This is a genomic window from Clostridium sp. OS1-26 (genome assembly GCF_030915445.1).
In the GTDB taxonomy this organism is placed as follows: Bacteria; Bacillota; Clostridia; order Clostridiales; family Clostridiaceae; genus Clostridium_AM.
This window is the reverse complement of record NZ_CP133264.1, coordinates 757,981-783,729: the sequence shown is the minus strand read 5'-3', so window position 1 is coordinate 783,729 and position 25,749 is coordinate 757,981. Positions and strand designations below refer to the sequence as shown.

Annotated in this window: 24 protein-coding genes; 19 read left to right on the top strand and 5 right to left on the bottom strand. The window is 30.9% G+C overall.

All coding sequences use genetic code 11. The features are described 5' to 3' along the window. Window positions 1–15 precede the first annotated feature (15 nt). From RCG18_RS03895 to RCG18_RS03880, 4 genes are all read left to right on the top strand, one after another. The gene (locus RCG18_RS03895; RefSeq protein ID WP_308040119.1) at window positions 16–2,664 is read left to right on the top strand and encodes a valine--tRNA ligase; all 2,649 of its coding nucleotides are present in this window, start codon (window positions 16–18) and stop codon (window positions 2,662–2,664) included. A gap of 173 nt (window positions 2,665–2,837) precedes the next feature. Continuing rightward, on the top strand, window positions 2,838–3,020 hold the full coding sequence (locus RCG18_RS03890; RefSeq protein WP_308040118.1) for a hypothetical protein: 183 nt from the start codon (window positions 2,838–2,840) through the stop codon (window positions 3,018–3,020). Between the two features lie 71 nt (window positions 3,021–3,091). Next, entirely contained in the window at window positions 3,092–3,727 is a 636-nt protein-coding gene (locus RCG18_RS03885; protein WP_308040117.1) for a hypothetical protein, read from the top strand. 236 nt (window positions 3,728–3,963) lie between these two features. After that, on the top strand, window positions 3,964–5,301 hold the full coding sequence (locus RCG18_RS03880; RefSeq protein WP_308040116.1) for a folylpolyglutamate synthase/dihydrofolate synthase family protein: 1,338 nt from the start codon (window positions 3,964–3,966) through the stop codon (window positions 5,299–5,301). 89 nt (window positions 5,302–5,390) lie between these two features. Here the strand turns inward: RCG18_RS03880 and RCG18_RS03875 are convergent, their stop codons facing one another. Then, window positions 5,391–5,642 (bottom strand): TIGR03905 family TSCPD domain-containing protein, encoded by a 252-nt coding sequence (locus tag RCG18_RS03875; protein WP_308040115.1) that lies wholly within the window; start codon window positions 5,640–5,642, stop codon window positions 5,391–5,393. 246 nt (window positions 5,643–5,888) lie between these two features. On the opposite strand from RCG18_RS03875, the gene RCG18_RS03870 reads away from it, so the two are divergent. Next, window positions 5,889–6,776, top strand: a complete 888-nt coding sequence (locus RCG18_RS03870) for a YncE family protein (protein WP_308040114.1) — start codon at window positions 5,889–5,891, stop codon at window positions 6,774–6,776. An 8-nt stretch (window positions 6,777–6,784) separates the two neighbouring features. Here the strand turns inward: RCG18_RS03870 and RCG18_RS03865 are convergent, their stop codons facing one another. After that, window positions 6,785–7,309, bottom strand: a complete 525-nt coding sequence (locus tag RCG18_RS03865) for a DUF4364 family protein (protein WP_308040113.1) — start codon at window positions 7,307–7,309, stop codon at window positions 6,785–6,787. A 114-nt stretch (window positions 7,310–7,423) separates the two neighbouring features. After that, window positions 7,424–7,651, bottom strand: a complete 228-nt coding sequence (locus RCG18_RS03860) for an alpha/beta-type small acid-soluble spore protein (protein WP_308040112.1) — start codon at window positions 7,649–7,651, stop codon at window positions 7,424–7,426. Window positions 7,652–7,880: 229 nt separating this feature from the next. Here RCG18_RS03860 and pdaB point away from each other — a divergent pair, with 229 nt between their 5' ends. The 3 genes from pdaB (at window position 7,881) to RCG18_RS03845 (ending at window position 10,125) form a co-directional block, all read left to right on the top strand. Then, the gene (pdaB, locus tag RCG18_RS03855) at window positions 7,881–8,600 is read left to right on the top strand and encodes a polysaccharide deacetylase family sporulation protein PdaB (RefSeq protein WP_308040111.1); all 720 of its coding nucleotides are present in this window, start codon (window positions 7,881–7,883) and stop codon (window positions 8,598–8,600) included. A gap of 186 nt (window positions 8,601–8,786) precedes the next feature. After that, the gene (locus RCG18_RS03850) at window positions 8,787–9,290 is read left to right on the top strand and encodes a hypothetical protein (protein WP_308040110.1); all 504 of its coding nucleotides are present in this window, start codon (window positions 8,787–8,789) and stop codon (window positions 9,288–9,290) included. 100 nt (window positions 9,291–9,390) lie between these two features. Further along, window positions 9,391–10,125: a single-stranded DNA-binding protein gene (locus RCG18_RS03845; protein ID WP_308041958.1), complete on the top strand. Its 735-nt coding sequence runs from the start codon at window positions 9,391–9,393 to the stop codon at window positions 10,123–10,125. A gap of 53 nt (window positions 10,126–10,178) precedes the next feature. On the opposite strand, the gene dapD is transcribed toward RCG18_RS03845, so the two are convergent. Beyond that, the gene (gene dapD, locus RCG18_RS03840) at window positions 10,179–10,889 is read right to left on the bottom strand and encodes a 2,3,4,5-tetrahydropyridine-2,6-dicarboxylate N-acetyltransferase (RefSeq protein WP_308040109.1); all 711 of its coding nucleotides are present in this window, start codon (window positions 10,887–10,889) and stop codon (window positions 10,179–10,181) included. A gap of 184 nt (window positions 10,890–11,073) precedes the next feature. Between dapD and RCG18_RS03835 the strand changes: the two genes are divergently transcribed. Further along, window positions 11,074–12,057: a sulfide/dihydroorotate dehydrogenase-like FAD/NAD-binding protein gene (locus tag RCG18_RS03835; RefSeq protein ID WP_308040108.1), complete on the top strand. Its 984-nt coding sequence runs from the start codon at window positions 11,074–11,076 to the stop codon at window positions 12,055–12,057. 98 nt (window positions 12,058–12,155) lie between these two features. Next, the gene (locus RCG18_RS03830; protein WP_308040107.1) at window positions 12,156–13,433 is read left to right on the top strand and encodes an FAD-dependent oxidoreductase; all 1,278 of its coding nucleotides are present in this window, start codon (window positions 12,156–12,158) and stop codon (window positions 13,431–13,433) included. A 46-nt stretch (window positions 13,434–13,479) separates the two neighbouring features. On the opposite strand, the gene RCG18_RS03825 is transcribed toward RCG18_RS03830, so the two are convergent. Continuing rightward, entirely contained in the window at window positions 13,480–13,872 is a 393-nt protein-coding gene (locus RCG18_RS03825) for a hotdog domain-containing protein (protein ID WP_308040106.1), read from the bottom strand. Between the two features lie 357 nt (window positions 13,873–14,229). Between RCG18_RS03825 and tnpB the strand changes: the two genes are divergently transcribed. From tnpB to RCG18_RS03780, 9 genes are all read left to right on the top strand, one after another. Continuing rightward, window positions 14,230–15,336 carry an IS200/IS605 family element RNA-guided endonuclease TnpB gene (gene tnpB / locus RCG18_RS03820; protein ID WP_308040105.1) on the top strand — a complete coding sequence of 369 codons (1,107 nt, stop codon included), beginning with the start codon at window positions 14,230–14,232 and terminating at the stop codon, window positions 15,334–15,336. 234 nt (window positions 15,337–15,570) lie between these two features. Then, the gene (locus RCG18_RS03815) at window positions 15,571–16,686 is read left to right on the top strand and encodes an aminotransferase class I/II-fold pyridoxal phosphate-dependent enzyme (RefSeq protein ID WP_308041957.1); all 1,116 of its coding nucleotides are present in this window, start codon (window positions 15,571–15,573) and stop codon (window positions 16,684–16,686) included. Between the two features lie 774 nt (window positions 16,687–17,460). After that, window positions 17,461–17,865: a methylaspartate mutase subunit S gene (gene glmS / locus RCG18_RS03810; protein WP_308040104.1), complete on the top strand. Its 405-nt coding sequence runs from the start codon at window positions 17,461–17,463 to the stop codon at window positions 17,863–17,865. Between the two features lie 173 nt (window positions 17,866–18,038). Beyond that, entirely contained in the window at window positions 18,039–19,490 is a 1,452-nt protein-coding gene (locus tag RCG18_RS03805; protein ID WP_308040103.1) for a methylaspartate mutase subunit E, read from the top strand. 422 nt (window positions 19,491–19,912) lie between these two features. Beyond that, a complete protein-coding gene (locus tag RCG18_RS03800; protein ID WP_308040102.1) occupies window positions 19,913–21,157 on the top strand; it encodes a methylaspartate ammonia-lyase in 1,245 nt (414 codons plus the stop codon). Between the two features lie 114 nt (window positions 21,158–21,271). Continuing rightward, window positions 21,272–21,472, top strand: coding sequence for a hypothetical protein (locus tag RCG18_RS03795; protein ID WP_308040101.1), 201 nt, complete (start codon window positions 21,272–21,274; stop codon window positions 21,470–21,472). A gap of 44 nt (window positions 21,473–21,516) precedes the next feature. Continuing rightward, the gene (locus RCG18_RS03790; protein WP_308040100.1) at window positions 21,517–23,004 is read left to right on the top strand and encodes a sigma 54-interacting transcriptional regulator; all 1,488 of its coding nucleotides are present in this window, start codon (window positions 21,517–21,519) and stop codon (window positions 23,002–23,004) included. Window positions 23,005–23,324: 320 nt separating this feature from the next. Beyond that, window positions 23,325–24,179: a gamma-glutamyl-gamma-aminobutyrate hydrolase family protein gene (locus RCG18_RS03785; protein ID WP_308040099.1), complete on the top strand. Its 855-nt coding sequence runs from the start codon at window positions 23,325–23,327 to the stop codon at window positions 24,177–24,179. Window positions 24,180–24,317: 138 nt separating this feature from the next. Continuing rightward, entirely contained in the window at window positions 24,318–25,742 is a 1,425-nt protein-coding gene (locus tag RCG18_RS03780) for an amino acid permease (RefSeq protein ID WP_308040098.1), read from the top strand. The last annotated feature ends 7 nt before the right edge of the window (window positions 25,743–25,749 follow it).

Sequence of the window (25,749 nt, the reverse complement as noted above, 5' to 3'; positions counted from 1 at the left end):
TAAGGAGGAATTAGAATGTCAGAAAAAAGAGAAATGGCAACAACTTATAGCCCAAAAGAATTTGAAGGCAGAATCTATAAAAATTGGGAGGAGAAAGGCTATTTTACTCCAGAAGTGGATGAGAATAAAACTCCATATACAATAGTATTACCTCCACCAAATATTACAGGAAAGCTTCACTTAGGCCACGCACTAGACGATACTATTCAAGATATAATCATAAGAACTAAAAGAATGCAAGGTTATAGTACTTTATGGCTGCCAGGACAAGACCATGCAAGTATAGCTACAGAAGTTAAGGTTGAAAATGAACTTCTAAAACAAGGCCTTAAGAAAAAAGAAATGGGTAGAGAAGCATTCCTAGATAAGGTTTGGGAATGGGCTAATGAGTATAGAGGCAGAATAATGGACCAGGTAAAACAGTTAGGTTGTTCAGTAGACTCTACACGAGAATGTTTTACTATGGAAGAGAAAGCAAACAAAGCTGTTAGAAATTTCTTTGTTAAGTTATACAATGAAGGTTTAATTTATCAAGGGAATAGAATAACAAATTGGTGCCCAAAATGTCAAACTGCTATATCAGATGCTGAAATAGAATACAGCGAGCAGGACGGACATTTCTGGCATATTAAATATCCAGTTGTAGGCAGTAATGAATATTTAGAAATAGCTACTACAAGACCAGAGACAATGCTTGGAGATACTGCTGTTGCAGTTAATCCTAATGATGAAAGATATGCTCACTTAATAGGAAAGACTTTAATACTTCCACTAGTTAATAGAGAAATTCCGATAGTAGCAGATGATTATGTTGATTTAGAGTTTGGTACAGGGGCAGTTAAAATAACTCCGGCTCATGATCCAAATGATTATCAAGTAGGAAAGAGACATAACCTACCAGAAATAATTGTTATGCACCTAGATGGAAGAATAAACTTCCCAGGAAGCAGATATGATGGATTAGATAGATATGAAGCTAGAAAACTTATAGTTGAAGATTTAAAAAATGAAGGCTTCTTAGTAAATATAAAAGAACACAATCACAATGTAGGAACTCATGATAGATGTAATACAGTTATAGAACCTATGGTTTCAAAACAATGGTTTGTAAAGATGGAATCACTGGCAAAACCAGCTTTAGAAGTTGTAAAAACTAAGAAAATTAAATTTGTACCAGAAAGATTTGAAAAGACTTACTTCAACTGGATGGAAAACATTCAAGATTGGTGTATTTCAAGACAATTATGGTGGGGACATAGAATTCCAGTTTGGTACTGTCAAGATTGTGGTGAGGTTATAGCTTCTGTAGATGAGCCAACAAAATGTACTAAATGTAATTCAGAAAAATTACAACAAGACAATGACGTATTAGATACTTGGTTTAGTTCAGCATTATGGCCTTTCTCAACAATGGGCTGGCCAGATAAAACACCAGACTTAAAGTATTTCTATCCAAATAGTACATTAGTTACAGGATACGATATAATATTCTTCTGGGTAGCTAGAATGGTATTCTCAGGATTATATTGTATGGATGATATTCCATTTGAAAATGTATTAATTCACGGTATAGTAAGAGATGCAAATGGAAAGAAAATGTCTAAATCCTTAGGAAATGGTGTAGATCCACTAGAAGTAATTGAGCAATTTGGTGCAGATGCTTTAAGATTTGCACTTACAACAGGAAACGCTCCAGGAAATGATATAAGATACTATCCAGAAAGAGTAGAAGCTGCTAGAAACTTTGCGAACAAGATTTGGAATGCTTCAAGATTCGTTCTAATGAATATAGATGAAGAAGTTATGAACAAATACAAGGAGTGCAAAAACTACAGTGCTGCTGATAAGTGGATACTATCAAGAATGAATACTGTAGTAAAAGAAGTAACAGATAATATAGAAAAATTTGAGCTTGGAATAGCTTCACAAAAGGTTTATGATTTTATTTGGGGTGAGTTCTGTGATTGGTATATAGAACTTGTAAAACCAGTAATGTACGGAGAAGATGAAGAAGCTAAGGGCGTTGCATTTAACGTATTAAACAAAGTTTTATCAACAAGTTTACAATTACTACATCCAATAATGCCATTTATAACAGAAGAGATATATACTCACCTTTACACTGAGTTTGAATCAATAGTTATATCAAAATGGCCAGAATATGATGAAGCACTAAATGATGAAAAAGCTGAAAAAGATATGGAATATATAATAGAAGCTATTAAGTCATTAAGAAATGTAAGAACAGAAATGAACGTTCCACCTTCAAGAAAAGCTAAAGTAATGGCATTCGTAACTGAAAATGAAGCATTAGAAGCTTTCAAGAGTGGAGAAACTTATTTCCAAAAGCTTGCTTCAGCTAGTGAAGTAGAATTCTTAAATAGCAAAGAAGAGGCTCCAGAAAATGCAGTTTCAGTAGTTACAAGAGGCGCAGAAATGTTTATGCCTTTACTTGATTTAGTAGACCTTGAAAAAGAACTTGAAAGATTAAATAAAGAAAAAGAAAAACTAGAAAAAGAAATAGATAGAGTAGAAAAGAAGCTTGCTAACGAAAAATTCGTATCAAAAGCACCTCAAGCAGTAGTTGATGAAGAAAAAGCTAAAGGTGACAAGTATAAAGAAATGCTTGCAGCAGTAGTTTCAAGATTGGAAAGTTTAAAATAACAGGTTAAGTCCAATACCCCTCGTAATAATTACGAGGGTATTTTTATGTATTAAAAAATTTTAAAGTATATTTAAAAATACATTAAAGTATATTTTAAAACTTACGTATATTATATATGAGTCGAACTGTATATACGATACTTTTGCTAAAGTGAATGGAAGGTTGGTATATTATGGATAAATACATTAAAGCTTCTATGATATTTCTATTTACTCTTTTGTTTTGTGAGATTACTTTTTTTATTCTAGATAAAAAGCTTGCTAAAAATAGATTTAGATTAACCGACAGATGTAGATATACTGTAGAAAGTACGTTATGTATTATATTGGGATTTATTTCAGGAGTTTTAGTTTAAGACAGATAAAAACTAACTAAAGGATTTATTATAGTGTTAAATTTTGTAGTAATAAATAGGAGGATAAGAAGATGGCAGCAAAAAAATCTATATTTGAAAAATTCAAGCTAGTAGAGAAAATAGAGGACACAAAACTAGAAGATGAGGGTAAAAGTGAAGATAAAATATTAAGCGAAAGTGATAAACAGGAAGACAATAATATTGAAAGTTACTCATCAAAAGATGATGAAATTGTAGTAGCAAACCAAGAAGAGATAGAAAATAATATATATGAGGAAACTAGTGGTATGAATATAGATACAGTTCTAAGTATAGAAGAAATATATAGCATGTTTAATTTGGAAAATGAAAATACAAAAAAGGTGTACATAATAGATAACTTTTTTAATGCTTTGCCAGGTAATCTTCCAACTGAAATAAAAAAACAGTCAGTTGTTAATATAATAAATGCATCAGGCATGAACATTAATGCTTTACTAAAGGATGGTAAAGACAGAGTGGTGGTACTTAGGGATTATCTTAAAGAATTCTCTAAGAATACAGATGAAGTAGTAAATCAATATCAAAGTAGAATTAAAGAATTGCTGAAAGAAATAGAAGAGTTAAAACAAAGTATAAATAAGAAAGAAAATCTTCAAAGCGAGCAAAAGCATATGATAGAATATGAAATTCAAAAAATAAATAGTATTATAGAATCTGTAAAATAGGATTGATATAGAAGACTGTTGTAGTAGAAATATTATAGCAGTTTTTATTTTTTGGTTAGTTATACAGAAATTGTTAATATAGTAATAATTTATACTATACTTAGAACTCTGTTTATAAGAATATATAGTTTTATAATAAAATTGATTGATTGTTAAATTCTTGATAAAATAAGATAGAGTTTAAATCAGAACAAATTATCCATTGAATAAATTTTAAAATATTGGGGTGTGACATTATGAATTATCAAGAAACTATGAGTTATATAACCAATACGGCCAAATTCGGAACTAACTTTGGATTGGATAGAACGGAAAAGATACTAGAATTGCTGGGAAATCCTCATAAAAAGTTAAAATGTATACATTTAGCCGGCACTAATGGAAAAGGATCTACTACGGCTATGATTACTCGAATACTTATGGATGCTGGATATAAGGTTGGTATGTATACTTCACCTTACCTTGAGGTCTTTGAAGAAAGAATTCAAATAAATGGAGAAAATATTTCTAAAGAAGAGTTAAGTGAAACTGTTACAGAAGTTTCAAATTCAGTAAATAAAGTTATAGAATTAGGCTATGAACATCCAACTGAATTTGAGATTATAACTTGTACAATGTTTTATTATTTTTCGAAGAAAAACGTATATTTTGCAGTAGTTGAAGTAGGATTAGGTGGAAGATTAGACTCTACAAATGTGATTGAACCATTTTCTTCTAATGAAGGTGGAGGAGTGTTAGCAAGTGTCATAGCATCTATAAGCTATGATCATATGCAAATATTAGGCAATACATTAGCGGACATTGCTTATGAAAAAGCTGGAATAATAAAAAATGGTGTGCCTGTAATAATGTATCCGCAGCAAAAGGAAGCGGAAGAAGTTATAGAAAAAGTATGCTTTGAGAGAGGTTGTAAATTAATAAAGGTTCCAAATAACTGTGTAGAATACTTAGATAATAATACTAAAATAGACAATAGGAGCACGAATTACAGTCAAAACATTAAATTACAGACTAATGAGAGTACATATTATATAGAATTAGCTTTGTTAGGTAAACATCAATTATTAAATTGTGCTACAGCAGTTTTTGTTATAGAAGAACTTATAAAGCAAGGGATAAAGATAAGTGTTGATAACATTATTAATGGATTAAAGACTGTGAAATGGATAGGAAGACTTGAAGTTGTTAGGAACAAGCCTTTAGTTGTAATAGATGGAGCACATAATATAGATGGTATTTCAAAACTCAAGGGAAATGTTGAATTATATTTTAAATATAATAAGATGACGTTAATATTAGGAATATTAGCAGATAAAGAAGTAGATAAGATGGTAAACACCATTGTTCCACTAGCGGATAGAGTTATAGCAGTAACACCTAATAGTTATAGAGCTGAGAGTGCAGAAGAACTTAAAAATGTAATACAAAAGTATAACACAAAATGTGAAGCGGTAGAGAATTATAAAGATGCATATGAGTTAGCTCTTTCATATTGCAATGATGATGATCTATTGTTAATTTCTGGCTCATTATATATGATAGGTGACATGAGGAAAATATTAAAATCACTTTAGTATTATAGGGGTACAAGGACGAAAGTTAACTTTCGTCCTTGTACCCCTATAGCATAAAAGATACTTGTACAAAAATATCTCTACAAAGACTAATTATTCTTTATAATCATTTCTTGAAGAGCTTTTACAAACTGATCAGGACAAGATGTACTCTTGCCGCCACAGGATATACCTTCTAATCTTCCAATAGCGTCCTCAACCTCTAACCCCTCTAAGAGACTAGATAATCCTTGAAGGTTACCATTGCATCCTCCAACAAAAGAAACATTAGTAATTTTGTTATCTACTACATCAAAATTTATTTCTTTAGAACAAACTCCACTAGTTTTGTAGCTATACATAATATCACCTGCCTTGAATCTTATTAGTAAATTTACGATTGACAAAAATATTATATAACAAAACATCTATATTACTCAAGATATAGTTTTATTAAAAAATGTTCTTAAAGTTTAACTAAGGCATCTTCAAGATATCTTTTGCATCTTTGACTTATTATTTTCTTTCGGATGCCTAATAAAATTTCTTAAATTATTATTACCTATTTTGAGGGATGTTCATATTATATTTGTAAGGGGGGGATAGAATTGAGGCATTTATATGTATGTAATACTTCTTCAGATTTTATTTCAAAGGTTAATATAAATAATTTCGAAGAAGAAGGTAGAATCATATTAAAGTCAAATAATATGAATGACAGAATTGGACCACATGGCATATGTTTATACAAAGACAAACTTATAGTAGCAAATAATTATAGTAATAGTATATCAATTATAAATTTATTAGAAGAAGTAGAGGAAAGCAGCCACTATATAGGTGTACACTGTAATGATGTAGTTGTTTTTAGAAAAAATGCATATATAATATGTGGTGACCTTAATGGTTTAATAGTATTTGATCTTATAGAAAATAAAATAGTAGAGGAAATCCCCTGTGGAAGTTTACCACATAGTATATGCTTAAATAAGGAGAAGAAGCTCTTACTAGTATCAAATATGTATGATGATAGCATAACAATAATTGATTGTACTAATAGCGATAATATTAAAAATATAAGAGTAGGTGCATATCCTACAAAAGCCTTATTTACAGTTGATGGACAATATTCTCTTGTATGTGAAAGTAATATAGGCTCCGATTTTAGAGGAAGTATAGCGATCCTTTCATTGAAAAACTATAAGGTTATTAACAGAATTACTGTGGGAAATTCACCTATTGATATGTATTGTGATGAGAAAACTTGTCTTGTATCCAACTTTGGAGATGGCAGCATAAGTATTATAGATATAAATCATTATAAGGAAGATAAAAAAATAATTGTGGGTGGAATGCCAAGAGGAATAATGAAATATGGCAGAAATATATACGTAGGAGATAATTATAATAATAGATTAATAAATGTAAATATTGAAAGTGGAAATAAAAAATATATACCTATAGGGGGAGAGCCTACAGGTATGATTTTAGTATAAACATGCTATTAGGTTATCAACAAATTAATAATTTTATTATATAACTCTGAAGAATTACTTTTCCATTTTTGGCATAGATCTTTAGCTTGTTTATTTGATCCTACATTAATTTTTATATCGATAAGTATAGAATCATTTTCTAGTGCCTTCAAGCTAACTATATAGTTATCCTTATCTTCTATTGTATAGTTAGCCGTTACAGCAACTTCCTTCTTTATATTTTCTATGTGATTTTTTAAATAGTTATCTATAATATCTATTTTGCTATTAGAAAGCCTATTTTCAAATAAAGATAACACTTTAGTCCCTTTTTCAGTAATCATAAATCTGTGGTTACCTGAGTCGTCTATATCTTTTATAAAACTCGAAGAAACAAGCTCTGCTAAATATTGCTGAAGAGTAAAATAATTAATAAAATTATTTTCTAAAATAATCTGTGTTATATGATTATTCGAAATAGGAAGTTTAATTTTATTAAGTATGTAAAGCAGTAATAATTTGTTTTCTGCTAGCTCTACAGTATCCTCAAACATTTCTATCCTCCTGATAAATTATTAGTTACACAATAATTATATTTTATATTATAACATAAAATGTATGAAAATGAATAAAGCACTGAATTTCTTCAGTGCTTTATTTTTTATATGCTATTTTCCGTTAGCTAGGTTTTGTTCTGCCATTGATATAAGTCTTCTTACCATTTCACCACCGACTTTACCACAGTTTCTTGATGAAACTTCGCCCCAATAATCTTCAGAACCTTGGTGAACTCCTAAATTTAATTCTTCAGCTATTTCATATTTCATATTATCCAGTATAGGATGAGCTTCTGGTACTAATTGTGTTCTTCCACTTCCAGATTGACCTAATGCCATATAAAATCCTCCTTTAACTATGTACTGTAATCATAGTTTGTACTTTTATTATCAGTTTATTCTATAGAGTTTTAGGAAGATTAGGTTAACTTAACCACTAAAAATATTAACAAGAAATTTATTTAATTTGTGTAATAATTGCTAGTAAATGATACTATATAAATTTATAAGAACAATTATATTTTGGAGGGAAAATTTTGAGGTTTGGGTTATCAAAAAAATTTTACTTGTGTTATTTTTGCTTTTTGTAGCTATTATAACATCTATTTTTATCAACTATAAAGAAAGAGGAGCTTTTATAAGAATAAACAGAAATTTGCCTATTTACTGTGTTGATATAAAAGATAAAAAAATAGCTATGAGTTTCGACGTAAGCTGGGGTAATGACAACACAGAAAAGATATTAGACATACTTGATAAATACAATATTAAAGCAACATTTTTCTTAGTAGGAGGGTGGGTAGACGAAAATCCAGACAAGGTAAAAGAAATTTACAAGAGAGGCCATGAGATTGGAAATCATTCTAATAAGCATCCAGACATGACTAAAATATCAAGAGAAAGAATTATACAAGAAATAGATATTAGTGATGCAAAGATTAGACAGCTTACAGGTGAAGGCACAAAACTCTTCAGGTTCCCAGAAGGGTCATATAATGATATGTCAGTACAAACTGCATCCGAAACAGGACACTATTGCGTACAATGGGATGTGGATAGTATAGATTGGAGAGAAGAGGGGTCAGATATAGAGTATAGTAGGATTATAAAAAATACAAAGCCAGGTTCCATTTTACTATTCCACAATAATGCAAAGTATACACCAGGCAATTTGCCAAGAATCATAGAAAAACTCCAAGGAGAAGGTTATAAATTCGAAAAAATTGGAAATTTGATTTATAAAGATAATTATAAAATTGATTACTCAGGTAAACAAATACCTAATTAAGTCAATTTATACTATGTTTTACTTAGTTTAATATAAGAGTTATTGAAACCTAGTGCAAATTTGTATTATAATGGAAATATAAAAGTAGATTAGGAAGGAGATATTATATATAAACTAATAAAATAGTATAAAAAACTATCTCTTGTTTAAAATAATTTTAATCAATTATTTTGAGGAGGTAGGAAAATGAAAACAGTATCCATAATAGGTGGTAATAAAAGTTTTAATTCCTATTTACAGAAAGTTCTCAAATCATTAGAGGTTGATTGTAAGTATTTTACTAAATATGCTGTAAAAAGAGAAAGTTATTATGATTACGTAATCTTTAATTCTAATAGTAGCATTAAAGATGTATTATTAAACGGAGGATATTGCTTTGTTAACATGGATTTAGTAAATAGTAATAGAAATGTTAACATATATGGAAACATGATAACTTATGGTTTAGGTAGCAAAAATACAATAACAGTTTCGAGCATGGAGGATAATAACAGTTTTGTGTATTGTCTACAGAGGGACTTAAACTATAATGCATTTAGAAAATTAGAACCTGCAGAAGTCCCAATTAATATAAGTTTTAGCGGAGAAGAAGAGATATATGCAGCTATGGTTGGAATAACTATTAGCCTTATTGAAGGAAAAGATATAAGTAGTTTAGTTAAAGGAAAAAAACTCACTGTTTTAACCTAAACAGTATATATACTAAAATTTAATAAGTATATTTCCAGTATTCTTTGAATAATTATATGTTGATGAGATAATTCAAAAACTAAGGGAAAGAGGGGTTATGATGGACAATTTAATGTTAAATAATAAAATTTATCTTGAGGGAGAAGTAAGCTCGGAGCTGGAATTTAGTCATGAGATGTATGGCGAGGGGTTTTATACTTTTTATATCGAGGTTCCGAGATTAAGTGATGCTAAGGACTCATTATTTATCACGGTTTCTGAAAGACTAATAAGTGGTATGGATATTAGAGTTGGGGCCCAAATTATAGTTGAGGGTCAGCTAAGATCTTATAACAAATTTGTAGATGGGGCTAATAGGCTAATATTAACGGTTTTTGCAAGAAATATTAGCACTTGCGAGGAAAGAAGCAAAAATCCTAATCAGATATTTCTTGATGGTTTTATTTGTAAACAACCAATTTATAGGACAACTCCTTTTGGAAGAGAAATATCAGATATGCTTCTTGCAGTAAATAGGTCTTATAACAAATCGGACTACATACCAACTATTGCTTGGGGAAGAAACTCAAGATTCTGTAAGACTTTACAGGTTGGTGATAACATAAGAATTTGGGGAAGGCTGCAGAGCAGAGAATACCAAAAGAAGGTTTCAGAAGAGGATGTAATAAAAAAGATAGCATATGAAGTTTCTATATCAAAAATGGAAAAAGTAAATAAAGATGAAAATGGTAATGAAATAAATAGCACTATAGAGATGGATGAAGATGTAGAATATAGCCATAAGGAGAATGAAACTAACTTAGAGGAAACTCTACCAGGAAAACAGATTTCTTAAAAAGTAAACAGTGAATGGTATTAAAAACTATTCACTGTTTAAATTGAATTAATTTACTTTCTTAAATCTTCAAGAATCTTAGTCTTATCCTTTGTTTTTTCATCAACTTGCTTTATTATTTTAGCTGGTGTGCCTGCTACAACTACTCCTTCAGGGACATCTTCGGTCACAACAGAACCTGCAGCTACAACAGAACCTTTTCCAATTTTCACTCCTTCAAGTATAACTGCATTAGCACCAATTAGAACATCATCTCCTATTTCGCATGGTGATTTGCTTGGCGGTTCTAAAACACCAGCAACAACTGCACCAGCACCAAGGTGAACTCTCTTACCAAGAGTACCTCGCGCGCCAACAACAGCATTCATATCTACCATTGTACCTTCGCCAATCTCAGCACCTATATTTACAACAGCTCCCATCATTATAACGGCATTTTTACCTATTGTAACCTTATCTCTTATGATGGCACCTGGCTCAATTCTTGCCTCAATATTTCTTACATCAATAAGAGGTATTGCAGAATTTCTTCTGTCAGATTCCATTCTAAATTGTTTAATCATTTCTTTGTTATCTTCAAGAAATTTTGAAACTTCTTCAGACTCACCAAAAAGTACATAAAAGTCTGAACCGTTATAGCTTTCTATATTTCCTAGATTGCAATCTGAGATATCTCCTTTAAGATATACTTTAATAGGAGTGGATTTTTTAGCTTCTTTTATGTATCTGGCAATTTCATATGGATCGGTTAAATTATAGTTCATATTTAGAACCTCCTTAGTTAAGTAATTTAAATCATCATATTTATCATAATAAGTATAATTATAATAAATATATTTCATGAATTAAAGGGGTAAAGCACATTTTTAGCAACAAAATATAAGTTTCAGTAACAAAATATAACCTCGAAAAATAATCTAATAGTATAGTGCGTTAGGAGGTAATTTAATGGGGTATGAAATAAAGGATTGTATTGATGCTGGAACTATATATTGTCCTTGTCATCTGGCAGAAACTGGAGATTGCATACTATGTTCACAACTTTCAGGAAAAACCTTTTGCGATTGTATTAACTGGAAAGGAGTGTGCATGTATCAAGAATATATATTGAATAATAAAAAAGCTAAAGATGTAAGGAAAGAATATCTATGCAAGATAATGAAAAAAGAGGTATTGGAAAATAAATTATTTATTCTTACAATAAATGCTCCACATAGTTTAGTGAGCGATTTAATATACCCTGGTAGTGTAATATTCATAAGAAATCCTGAGTCATCAACCTATTATGATACTCCTATTTCTATAATGGAAGCAGATACTGAGGAAAATACTCTAAAAGTAGCTATTGAACTAAAGGGAATAAAAACAAAAAGTATTTGTAAGCTTAAAGAAGACGAAAGCGTACTTATAAGAGGGCCATTTTGGAATGGAGTTTTAGGATTGAAAAATGTATATAAGGCAAAGGAAGGGATTTCTATTGTAGTGGCAAGGGGGATAGGGATTGCACCATTAGTACCGGTATTAAAAAAATTATATTCAAATGGAAACAAAGTTATTGCAATAATAGATAAAACCCCTTTTAAGGAACTTTTGGGTAAAAAGTATTTTGATATGTGTAATGCTGAAATATTTTACTGCAATATGTTAGAGGCAGGCGAGCTTTCAGAAGAATTTAAAAATATAATTGGCCAAATATTAAAGGTTGAAAATGTGAATTTAGTTCATTGTGACGGGCCTGATATATTAATTTATAAATTGTTAAACTATTTAAGTGATTCCATTGATGTATCTTGTTGTAATAACTCAAAAATGTGCTGTGGAGAAGGAGTATGCGGTACGTGCAGCACAAGATATAAAAATCATGTAGTTAAGAAGCTATGTAAGATTCAGATAGATCCTAAATATGTATTTAAAGAAAGAAGGCTTATTTAAAGCTGACAATTGCTTTAAATTATGAATTGCAGAAATATAAGATGTATTTTAATCTAACTATTGGTATTTTAGGGTAGTATTAATAAGGAGGATTATTAATGAAAGTTATTATAATCGGTGGTGGATGGTCTGGTTGTGCTGCTGCAATAACAGCAAAAAAAGCAGGAGCTAAAGTTACACTTTATGAAAAAACCGATATGCTTTTAGGACTGGGTAACGTTGGTGGAATAATGAGAAATAACGGAAGGTATACTGCTGCTGAAGAGCTTTTAGCACTTGGAGCAGGAGATTTAATTAATATAACAGACAAAAATACACGACATAAGAATATAGATTTCCCAGGACATAAGCATGCCTGGCTTTATGATGTTAACAAAATAGAACCTGCTGTTAAAAAATATTTACTAGAATTAGACATAGAATTAAAAATGCTATCTAGGGTAGTAGATATAAAGAAAGTTGAGGATAAGATAATAGGATTGTATTTAGCAGATGGAACTTATGATGAAGGTGATGTATTTATTGAAACCACAGGCTCAACTGGACCTATGGGTAATTGTTTGAGATATGGCAATGGTTGCTCAATGTGTGTATTAAGATGTCCAGCTTTTGGCCCAAGAGTAAGTATAAGCATGAGGGCTGGCGTGGACGATCTTCAAGGAGAAAGGGAAGACGATATATACGGAGCTTTTAGTGGTTCTTGTAAACTCTGCAAAGAGAGTTTAGATGAAGGATTGGTTAAAGAGTTAAATGAAAAAGGAGCAGTTGTTCTAAAGGTTCCTCCAGAGGATATAAATATGGATAAATTAAAAGCGAAAGTATGTCAACAGTATGCTTTGAAAGAATTTGCTGAAAACGTGGTTTTACTTGACACAGGGCATGTAAAGCTTATGACTTCCTATTATCCATTGGATAAATTAAGAAAGATTAAAGGACTAGAGAATGCAAAATATATTGATCCTTATGCAGGAGGAAAAGGCAATTCAATTAGATATTTATCCGTAGCTCCAAGAACCGATGATATGAAGGTAAGAGATATAAGCAACTTATTCTGTGGTGGTGAGAAAAGCGGTCTTTTTGTAGGGCATACAGAAGCTATATGCACAGGAAGCTTAGCGGGGCATAATGCTGTAAGATATCTTTCAGGTATGCCACTATTAGTTCTTCCAAAAACAACAGCTATTGGGGATATTATATCTTATGCTAATTACAAGATGATGTCAAAGAAAGGAAGAAGGAATAGATATACTTTTGCAGGAGCAGAATATTTTAAACGAATGCAGGATATGAAACTATATACTACTGATAAAAATGAAATTGAAAGTAAAATAGAAACCTTAGGGTTGACAGATGTTATGAATCAAAAATTAATTTAAAATAGTGATAGATAAAGATAGGAATTGGAAGTCGAAGGTCCAGTTCCTATTTTCTATTTTTACTTAAAAAATCTTCTAAGTTAATTAAGTGCTGTTCATATACTCCAAAGCCTATTTTACGTTCCTCGCTGAAAGCTTCTACATCATAACAAAGCTTTCTACCCTCGATTGATGTTAATACTGCTTTTACAGTAACCTTTGCATTGACAGGAGTTGGATTTATATGTTTAACATCAATTCTAGTTCCAACAGGTCTATAGTTTTTAGGTATATTATTAATTATTGAATGTGTAGCTGTGGTTTCCATAAATTTAATCATAACAGGTGTAGATAACATAGTTACACTTTTGTTTCCGATAAAGTCTGCTGTATCTTCCGGCTTGACTATATATTCATTAACATGTGTTTCTCCAATCTTCAAAAGATCATTAAGGTTCATTTAGCAATCACCCTTTCAATTGTTAAAAATTTTTTATAGTTTCTTAAGTTCTTCATTATTTGTATTATAACATAATTCGTAAAAAAGTAGTCGAAAAATGCTTTAGAATAATAGATAACTTCATGAGCTTTTAGATTCTATACAAAACTAAGAAGTCTGTTTATAAAAATAGTTTTATATTTTGGCCCGTAAAACCTCGAATACTTGTGGCTGAGGAGGTAAGAGGCTTTAAGCCAAGGGAATTCGATACTCCATTAATTTAGTATTACACTAACTTCTGATTCTGAATGTATCTTTGAATTATTTCAATATCATTGTATAATGACTATATGAACTACATGAAGGTGAGGTGATATTGTGGAAAAGACTTTTAAATTTAGATTAGCACCAACTAAAGAGCAAGAAATAATGTTAAGTAAGGCTTTTGGCTCTTGCAGATTTGTATATAATTACTACCTTGATAAGAAGATAAAATTGTACAAAAGTGAAGGTAAATCCATGTCTTATGGTGAGTGTGCTAATGATATGAAAAAACTTAAAAATCAATATGAGTGGCTTAAAGAAATAGATGCAATATCACTTCAACAGAGTTTGAGAGATTTAGATAAAGCCTACAAAAATTTCTTTAAGGGCAGTGGATTCCCTAAATTCAAGAGTAAACATAACCATAATCAAAGTTATAGAACTCAAACGGTTAATAAAAACATCAAAATTGAGGGGAACAAAATTAAACTACCTAAAATTGGTTGGGTAGAGTTTAAAAAGCATAGAGAAATTCAAGGTAAGATACTTAATGTTACTGTAAGCAGAATGCCTTCTAATAAGTGTTTTGTTTCAGTTTGTTGTAGTAATATTGAGAATGAAAAATTACCTCAAAATCCTAATGCAATAGGTATTGATGTAGGCATAAAGTCATTTTGTACTATATCTAATGAGGAAAATATAGAAAATCCTAAATATCTTCAAAAGTCTTATGAAAAGTTGATAAAGTCTCAAAGAAGATTAAGCAGTAAAACTAAAGGAAGTAAGAACTATCATAAAGCAAGGGTTAAACTTGCCAAAATACATGAGAAAATTGCTAATCAAAGAATAGACTTTTTGTATAAATTAACTTCAAGACTTATAAAAGAAAATCAAATTATAGTTCTTGAAGATTTGAATGTGAAAAACATGATGAAGAATGAAAAGTTAGCACAAAAAATAGGTGATTGCAGTTGGTCGGAGTTCACAAGACTACTCACATATAAGGCTGAATGGTATGGTAGAACTGTACATAAAATAGATACTTTCTACCCTTCAAGTCAATTATGTTCAATATGTGGCTATCAAAATGCAGAAGTAAAGGATTTAAACATAAGGGAATGGGTATGTCCTAAGTGTGATAATAAACATGATAGGGACATCAATGCAAGTAAAAATATTCTTAAACAAGGGTTGAAAGAACTAAAAATATTAGTAGCTTAAGCCTGTAGATAAATACCGTAGGAACTATCGGAGTTAAGCCTGTGGAGATAGTAGATTACGAGGTCGAAGAAGCAGGAAGCCACATCCCCTTATGGGTGGAGTAAGTTCACGATATCATATTGTTAAAGTATTAAACTAGACATTATTAAGGTATGATTTAACGTAAGTAATGGAAAGGGGCTAGTTGTAAAATGAAAGATATAAACAGTATTATTTCTCAGAAATGTTCAAAGTATAGAGATCTCAGGAATTAGAAAGTTTTTCAACAAAGTAGTTAAATATCCTAATACAATTTCATTAACTTTAGGTCAGCCGGATTTTAATGTACCTGAGAAAATTAAGGAAGCTATGATTAATGCAATAAATGAAAATAAAACTACATATACATCAAATGCAGGTATTATAGAACTTAGAAAAGAGATTTCTAACTACTTAAAAACTCAACATATAAATTATAATGAAAACGAGATATGTATTACAGTAGGAGGTAGTGAAGGGTTAATGGATGTTTTTGCGGCATTGATAGATCCTTCAGATAAGGTTCTAGTACCAACACCGGCTTATCCAGCTTATGAAAGTTGTGTAAAGCTATTAGGCGGCGATATTGTAAATTATAACTTAAAAGAAGATTTCTCAATTAATTTTGAAGAGCTAGAAAAGTTAATAGCACAAGAAAAACCTAAAGTTATGGTGTTATCCTATCCGTCTAATCCTACAGGAGCTATTTTATCCAAAGAAGATAATGATAAACTTCATAAAATAATAAGTGAAAATGAGATTATTGTTGTAAGTGATGAGATGTATAGTGCACTATATTTTGAAAAAGAATATTATTCTATAGCACAATTCGATGACATAAAAGATAAAGTAATAGTGGTTGGTGGATTTTCAAAAATGTTTTCTATGACAGGACTTAGAATAGGATATGTATGTGCTGTAGAAGAATTTATGAACTCTATAATGAAGGTTCACCAGTACAATGTATCCTGCGCACCTTCTATTGTCCAATATGGAGCATATGAAGGACTTAAAAATTGTATGGAAGATGTAGAATATATGAAGAATGAATTTATAAAAAGAAGAGACTATTTATATGGCAGACTAACCAAAATGGGATTTGAATCTAATATTCCAATGGGTGCTTTTTATATGTTTCCTTCCATAAAGAAATTTAATTTTAAAAGTGAAGATTTTTGTGAAAGACTTTTAAAGGAAGCAGGAGTTGCTGCTGTACCAGGATCGGCCTTTGGTGTTGGTGGAGAAGGTTATATGAGAATTTCCTATGCTTATAGCATGGAACAATTAAAAGAAGCATGCGATAGAATAGAAAACTTTATTGAGAATTTATAATTTAAACTTAAAAAAGTGCAGTCTTTTGTATTATAGAAGAGCTCTATATACTTAAGTATTGCACTTTTTGTTATGTAATTTAAGATAGACAGAGTGCGAGAAGTATTAGAGCAGATAGTTATCGAATAAAATCTCATGAGTCCAATTTTAAAATTGGACCTATAAAATAATAAGTATCTAAATATATATCAGTTAATATTAGAATCAATTAAGAATTATTATGAAATATAATAGCAAGATAAAATAATTGTATAAGTAAATTAGTGTATGCAATTTTATGCAATGAAATATTCATGTTATGTTTTTGGTTATATGAAAATATATGCAGGGCTTATAAAATGCTTATTTGAACAGTATAGCAAATATGCTTGTGCATATTAGTATATAAATATAGAATTTTGTAATTAATTATAGATTTTTATAATTAGTTACGAAATAGTAGAGTTTCAGACCATGAATATTGAATGAAAAATATGAATAAAAATACATATAGTTATTTGAAAATTATGAAAAATGAATTATTTGAAAAAATATTTGATATGTATTTTTTATTATGCTATTATAAAAAAAGAACAATGGATTGGTCTATTAGTCCATTCTGTTTTTGAGATTTTAAAATGATGGAATTTTCAAAAAGTGTACAAGTTACTAGAAAAACAACTTAGATATAAGATAATAGAATGATTTTTATATAGCCTAAATTATAACTAAAACAAAGGCTTTATATTATATATAGAATTAAAATATGAAAAGTAAATTTTAGGAGGTCTCATAATGAAAACTTTAGTAATAGGTGTAATTGGATCTGACTGTCATGCTGTAGGGAATAAAATATTAGAACATTCATTTACACAAGCAGGATTTAATGTAGTAAATATAGGAGTTCTTTCTCCGCAAGAGGATTTTATAAATGCTGCAATAGAAACTAATGCAGATGCCATAATAGTTTCATCATTATACGGACATGGAGAGATAGACTGTAGAGGATTAAGAGAAAAGTGTGATGAAGCAGGTTTAAAAGGAATATTAATGTATGTTGGTGGAAACTTAGTTGTTGGAAAGCAAAAATGGGAAGAGGTTCACCAAAAGTTTAAAGATATGGGATTCGACAAAGTGTATGCTCCAGGAACATCTCCAGAAATAACAATTGGAGATTTAAAGGCAGATCTAAAGCTTTAGGTTTAAATAGGCCTCTCTTGAAAACGATGTAAGACTAACTTTTAGAAGAATATTTACTTTATAATGATACATAAATTTTATCTGCTATGGGGTTATTAGCAGAAGTGAATCCAGATAAAGCGGTAAGAATAATGAAAAAATATTTGGTTAATGTAGATTAGGAGGTAATCGGATTGGAACTTAAAAATAAAAAATGGACTGATGAAGAGTTTTTCAATATGAGAAAAGAGGTTTTAGCTCAGTGGCCAACTGGTAAAGAAGTAGATCTTCAAGAAGCTGTTGAATACTTAAAGAGCATACCTGAAAGTAAAAGCTTTCCAGCTAAATTAAAGAAGGCTAAAGAAACAGGAATTACATTAGCTCAACCAAGAGCAGGTGTTGCTTTATTAAATGAGCATATAGAACTTTTAACATACCTACAAAATGAAGGTGGAGCAGATTTGCTTCCATCAACTATAGATAGTTATACAAGACAAAACAGATACGATGAGTGTGAAGTAGGAATTCAAGAAAGTATAGCAGCAGGAAGATCACTATTAAATGGTTTCCCAGGAGTTAACCATGGAGTGCAAGGATGTAGAAAGGTATTTGAATCAGTAGAATTACCTCTTCAAGCAAGACACGGTACACCAGATGCTAGATTACTTACAGAGATAATCCATGCAGCAGGATGGACTTCAAATGAAGGTGGTGGAATATCCTACAACATTCCTTATGCAAAGAGTGTATCTATAGAAAAGACTTTATTAGATTGGCAGTACTGTGATAGACTTGCTGGATATTATGAAGAGCAAGGAATATCTATAAATAGAGAACCATTCGGTCCTTTAACAGGTACATTAGTTCCACCAAGCACATCAAATACAGTTGCTATAATAGAAGCTTTACTTGCAGCAGAGCAAGGAGTTAAAAACATAACTGTTGGATATGGACAATGCGGAAACCTAGTTCAAGACGTTGCAGCAATAAGAGCTTTAGAAGAGCAAGTAAATGAATACTTAAAGCAATATGGATATAATGATGTTTATGTAACAACAGTATTCCATCAGTGGATGGGTGGATTCCCACAAGATGAAGCAAAAGCTTTCGGAGTTATATCATCAGGAGCAGCAACAGCAGCTTTAGCTGGAGCTACAAAGGTTATAGTAAAAACTCCTCATGAAGCACTAGGAATACCAACAAAAGAAGCGAATGCAGCTGGAATAAAGGCTACAAAAATGGCATTAAACATGCTTCAAGGACAAAGACTTCCTATGTCAAAAGAATTAGAAACAGAAATAGCTGTAATTAAAGCTGAAACTAAATGTATGATGGATAAATTATTTGAACTTGGAAATGGCGATTTAGCAATAGGAACAGTAAAAGGTTTCGAAGTTGGAACAGTAGATATACCATTCGCTCCAAGTAAATATAATTTAGGACAGATGATGCCAGCAAGAGATAACAATGGAGCTGTAAGATATCTTAACTTTGGGAATGTACCTCTAAGTGATGAATTAAAAGAATTTAACATGAAAAAGCTACAAGAGAGAGGAAACTTCGAAGGAAGAGAAGTAAGCTTCCAAATGACAATAGATGATATATTTGCTGTAGGTAAGGGTGTTCTTATAGGAAGACCAGAATAATAAAATTAATTTTTAACATTATATAGATTTCTTAACCATAAAGTTGACTTATTCCTTCATTAGAAGCCTTGTATATCAATGTATTTAATCAAGAATAAGTCAACTTTTAAGCACATTTATCTATATAAGAATATAAGGCTGAAAGTTAACTTATACTCCGGTCTATGCTTCCAAGCTTCAGTACGTTAAAAACTTTTAGTTAGTCTAAAGCTCGAATTTGAGAAGACCTAAGAACCTTCGATAAACTCGCTATGCTCAGACAATCGAATAATCTAAGGTTTTCTCAAATTCTCCGCTAAGACTAACACAAAGTTTTTAAATCTATCTTCAGCTTTGGAAACATATCCCTCTGTATAAGTTAACTTTCTAATTAATTTATTTATAACATAAAAATAAAATAATTGGAAAGACAGGTGTAAAAAATGAAAATAGTTGACGTTATTTGTGCAGAAGGAAAAACTGGATTTTATTTTGATGACCAAAGAGCAATAAAAAAAGGAGCAAAACATGATGGATTTACATATGTAGGAGAGCCTGTAACAGATGGCTTTACTAGTGTAAGACAGGCAGGAGAAGCTATATCTGTTATGTTAGTGCTTGAAGATGGTCAAGTAGCATACGGAGATTGTGCTGCTGTTCAATATTCAGGAGCAGGCGGAAGAGATCCACTATTTTTAGCAAAAGACTTTATACCAGTAATAGAAAAGGAAATAGCACCAAAGCTTATAGGAAGAGAATTAAACAGCTTTAAAGCTCTTGCTGAAGAGTTTGATAACATGAAAATTAACGGAAATAGATTACACACTGCTATAAGATACGGAGTATCTCAAGCAATACTTGATGCTGTAGCAAAATCACAAAAAATAACTATGGCTGAAGTTATAAGAAATGAATACAATCCAGAAGCTGAAATAAAAAGAGTGCCAATATTCACACAATCTGGTGATGATAGATACGATAACTCAGACAAAATGATCATAAAAGGTGCAGATGTAATGCCTCACGCACTTATAAACCACGTAGCAGAAAAGCTTGGATTAAAGGGTGAGAAATTATTAGACTATGTAAAATGGTTAAGAGATAGAGTGCTTCAATTAAGAACATCAGAAAATTATAATCCAATATTCCATATAGATGTTTATGGAACAATAGGAATGGCATTTGACTGTAATACAAAAGCTATGGCTGACTATATTGGAATATTAGAAGAAGCAGCTAAACCATTCCAATTAAGAATTGAAGGACCTATGGACGTAGAAGACAGACAAAAGCAAATGGAAGCTTTAAGAGATTTAAGAGCTGAAATTGATAGCAGAGGAATAAAAGTTGAATTAGTTGCAGATGAATGGTGCAATACTGTTGAGGATGTTAAATTCTTTACAGATAATAAAGCTGGACATATGGTTCAAATCAAAACTCCAGATCTTGGAGGAGTTAACAATATAGCTGATGCTATAATGTACTGTAAAGAACATGGCATGGGAGCTTATTGTGGAGGAACTTGCAACGAAACTAATAGATCTGCTGAAGTTACAACAAACATAGGTATGGCTTGTGGAGCAAAACAAGTACTTGCAAAACCAGGAATGGGTGTAGACGAAGGCTACATGATAGTTAACAACGAAATGAACAGAGTACTTGCATTAATAAATAGAAGAAACAAATAAGCAGATTTTTGGTTAGGAAAAGGCAGTTTTTAAAACTGCCTTTTCGTATACTCAACTTTATAACATTAGATATATTTTCAAAAAAATGACTTATTGATAAAGGGGCAAAGCACTATGCACAGTTTAATGTATCAAATAAAAGAATTTATACAGAATTTAATAGAAACAACAAGTTCAGTTATTGAATTTGATATTTATGTTACTGACAAGTATTTAATAAGAGTAGCAGGAACTGGTGTATTTAAGGAAAGTACTGGAATAGCACTTCCTAAAGGTTGTGCAAATGATTATGTTATTAAAAAGGAGTTCTCTTAATCATTGATAATCCTCAGGAAAATGAGATTTGCAATGCATGTCCAATGAAAGATTACAATAAATGCGAAAGAGAATACTCAATAATATATCCTATAAAAAATGAAGGAAAGTGTATTGGGGCGATTACAATTGCATCTTTAACACCTGAGCTTAAAGATAAACTAATTAAAATGAAGAGCAAGCTGATTACATTTCTTGAAAAACTCGGAGATGCGATTATAACAAAGATAAAAGAAAAAGAAACAGAAGATAGGTTAATAACAGTATTAAACTCAATAAGTGAGGGAATTGTATTAACCGATTTTTGTGGTGAAATAATTAAATATAACAGCAATATGAAAGAAATATTAAAGAATCAGACTAACATTAAAAATATTTTTCAAGAAGCTTGTTTAGAGAATATAATAAGTGATGCAAAAGAAGACAGTAACAAGGAGTGGGAATTAGATTTAAGATGTCCAGCTCTCAATAGCAGAATGTTTGTAAGCATAAAGTTTATTAATAAAAACAACGAGAAGTCTGATGTTCTCTTTACTTTTAAACATAAGAAAGAATTAAGCAACATAGCATATCGCCTTTTAGCGGATGCTTCACATTTAAATATAAATCTTGACAGTATAGTAGGAAATAGTAAGTTAATGAATAAAACAAAGAGTCTTGCAATGCAGGCTGCAAAATATGAATCGAATGTTTTAATTTTAGGGGAGAGTGGGACAGGTAAAGAATTATTTGCTAGAGCTATTCATGAAATGAGTGAAAGAAAGAAAGAACCTTTTATAGCAATCAACTGTGCGGCTATACCTGAGAATCTTCTTGAAAGCGAACTTTTTGGATATGAAAGCGGTGCTTTTACAGGAGCGAATAAGGGAGGAAAACCAGGCAAGTTTGAGCTTGCTAACGGTGGAACGATATTTCTTGATGAAGTTGGAGATTTATCACTGCATTTGCAGCCTAAATTATTAAGAGTAATTGAATATGGTCAATTGGAAAGAGTAGGAGGAGTAAAGCCAATAAAATTGGATGTTAGAATAATTGCAGCTACGAATAAAGATCTTGAAGATATGGTAATAAAAGATGAGTTTAGAGAAGATCTTTTTTATAGATTATGTGTAATACCGCTAATGATACCACCTCTTAGAAAACGTCCGGAGGATATTATCTTATTAGCTGAATATTTTCTTGCCAAATACAATGAAAAGTTTAAAAAGAATATTATTAGTATATCGGAAGAGGTAAAAAAACAATTATTGCTATACGAATGGCATGGGAATGTAAGGGAATTAGAGAATGCAATTGAGTATTCGGTTAATATGGCTAATACAGATATATTAACAACTGCATGCATTCCAGGAAAAATTAGTAGTGAAGCAAAAAATGAAAAATATAAGAATTTAGAATCAATAAGACGAAACTGCCTTCAAAATCTATTGATTAAGTACGGTAGTACGCTTAAAGGTAAACAAAAAATTGCAGAAGAGCTAGGGATAAGCCTGTCTACTTTATATAGAGACATAAAAAAATACAATTTGTAGAATTTATTATTCAAAATGAAAAACTTATTGTCAAAATGACAATAGACTTTACTATTGTTAATATTTAATCAAAACTAATATATTTAATCTATATTGTCAAAATGACTTGTCATTTTGACAATATAGATTTTAAAAGTAATTAAAACTGCACTAAATCTGTTAATTCTATTTTGGCACATATTTTGCTTATAAATATACATAGTAAAAAATTATTTTATATAAGGAAAGGAGTAGATATTCAATACATAACAGATAGACATTATTTAATTATATTCTCAATGATAACTAAATTTTTTACTAAGTAAGTAGGAGGAGTAGAAATGAAACCGGTTATAGGCATATGTGCAGATTATTGTAGTGGATTAAGTGAACTTTTTGGTAGTTTAGGTAGCAAGCTTGATTGGCAGCTTACCACAAATGATTATATTAAGGCAATTGAAAAGGCAGGTGGCATCCCAGTAATTATTCCAGTGTATAATTATAAAAATAATATTGAAGACATTACTGGTATGTTAGATGGATTATTATTTGCAGGAGGAAGTGATATTCATCCAAAGCATTATGGTGAACTTATGGGTTCTAAGATAGGGCCAATTAGTCCAGGCAGAGATGAACATGAGTTGAATTTAGCGAAAAATGCAATTAGCAAAAGTGAAATGCCTGTTTTGGGGATTTGTAGAGGTTATCAACTTTTAAATGTTGCCTGTGGTGGGAAACTATATCAGGATTTATACCAGGTACCATTAGAACTAAAAAATAATTTAGATATAAATCATTCTATGTATGGGTCTCCGAAGTATAATCCGGTGCATAAAGTAGAGATCAATAAAAATAGTAAATTCTACGAAATTTTAAATAAAAAAACTATAGAAGTAAACTCATATCATCATCAAGCAATAAAAGATGTTGCGGATGTTTTTAACGTTTCTATTGTAGCTCCAGATGGAATAGTTGAAGCTATAGAATTAAAAGGAGACAGATTTGTACTAGGAACACAATGGCATCCGGAAATGATGATAGAACATTATGATGAACAATTTTTAATTTTCAAGGCATTTGTAGATGCGTGTATGAAATATAAGATGTCAACAAAGTTTTTAGTTAATAAAGTAAATGAAGTAAAAAGTAATAAAAGATATAAAGAACTGGTTATGGCAAACTGTTGTGAAAAATAATCTAAATAAATCATAAAAAGATGGAGTGAACTATCATCTATACTTATCACATAATTCTAGAATTGATATGTTTAACTAATTTTGGGTGAAAAAAGAAAACGTTTAGTAATTTAAAATAAAAAGTAGGGGGATTTTACAATGGATAAGAAAAATGGTGTTGGCTCAGAAGAGAATCTTCAGCGTGGTTTAGAGGAAAGGCATATTCAATTGATGGCACTTGGAGGCGCTATAGGAGTTGGGCTGTTTTTAGGATCAGCGGGAGCTATTAAAACAGCAGGTCCATCAATTCTATTAGCATATACTGTTGGTGGAGCTATTTTATTTTATATTATGCGTGCACTTGGCGAAGTAGCAGTTGAGAAGCCTGTTGCAGGTTCTTTTAGTGCATATGCTCATGATTATATAGGTCCACTTGCTGGATATTTAACAGGATGGACTTATTGGTTAAACTGGGTTTCAGCTTGTATGGCAGAAGTTACTGCAGTAGGTGTTTATATTAAGTTTTGGTATCCGTCTGTTCCGCAATGGGTATCAGCACTTACAGCTCTCGCTATTATGTTAATTGTAAATTTAACTGCTGTAAAAGCTTTTGGAGAATTTGAGTTTTGGTTTGCACTTATAAAGGTTGTTACTATAATTGCTATGATTATTGTGGGTTTAGTTATGATTTTGTTTGGAATAGGTAATGCAGGAAAAGCCATAGGTTTTTCAAACTTATGGACTCATGGAGGATTTTTTCCTTATGGAATATCAGGCCCAATTAGGGCCTTAGTAATGGTCACCTTTGCTTTCTTTGGAGTTGAACTTATTGGTGTTACAGCTGGTGAAGCAAAAAATCCAGAAAAAACAATACCAGCAGCTATTAATAAAGTTTTCTGGAGAATTTGTATATTCTATGTAGGTGCATTAACAGTAGTTTTATCACTTTTCCCATGGGACCAATTGGGAACAATTGGAAGTCCGTTTGTCTTAACTTTCAGTAAACTTGGAATCAAATCCGCAGCTGGAATTATAAATTTTGTTGTACTCACTGCAGCATTATCTTCTTGTAATAGCGGTATTTTTACAACAGGTCGTATGGTTTATAATTTAGCCCTTCAAGGTTCAGCACCAAAGCCTTTTGCAAAACTTAGTAAAACACAAGTTCCAATGAATGCAATTTTAGGTTCTGCAGCTGTTATGTGTATTGGTGTTATACTTAACTACTTTGTTCCAGGTAAAGTATTTACTTATGTTGCTGGTGTTGCAACCTTCGCAGGAGTTTTTGCATGGTTTATGATTGTATTAGTTCAAATAAAATTTAGAAAGGGTCTTAAACCTGAAGAGGTAGAAAAAATAAAATTTCCAATGAAGGGATATCCTTATACAAGCTATATTTGCCTTGCATACTTAGCATTCGTAATTGGAGCAATGTGTATGGATCGAGATCTCTTAGTAGCAGTTATTGTAGGGCCAATCTGGCTTATAGTGCTAACGGCCTGCTATTATATTTTTGGCCTTAATAAAAACAAGGCTGTTAAAAATGAAGTCTATGTAGAAGAAAATCAAATTAAAGAAGGTTAACATTAGA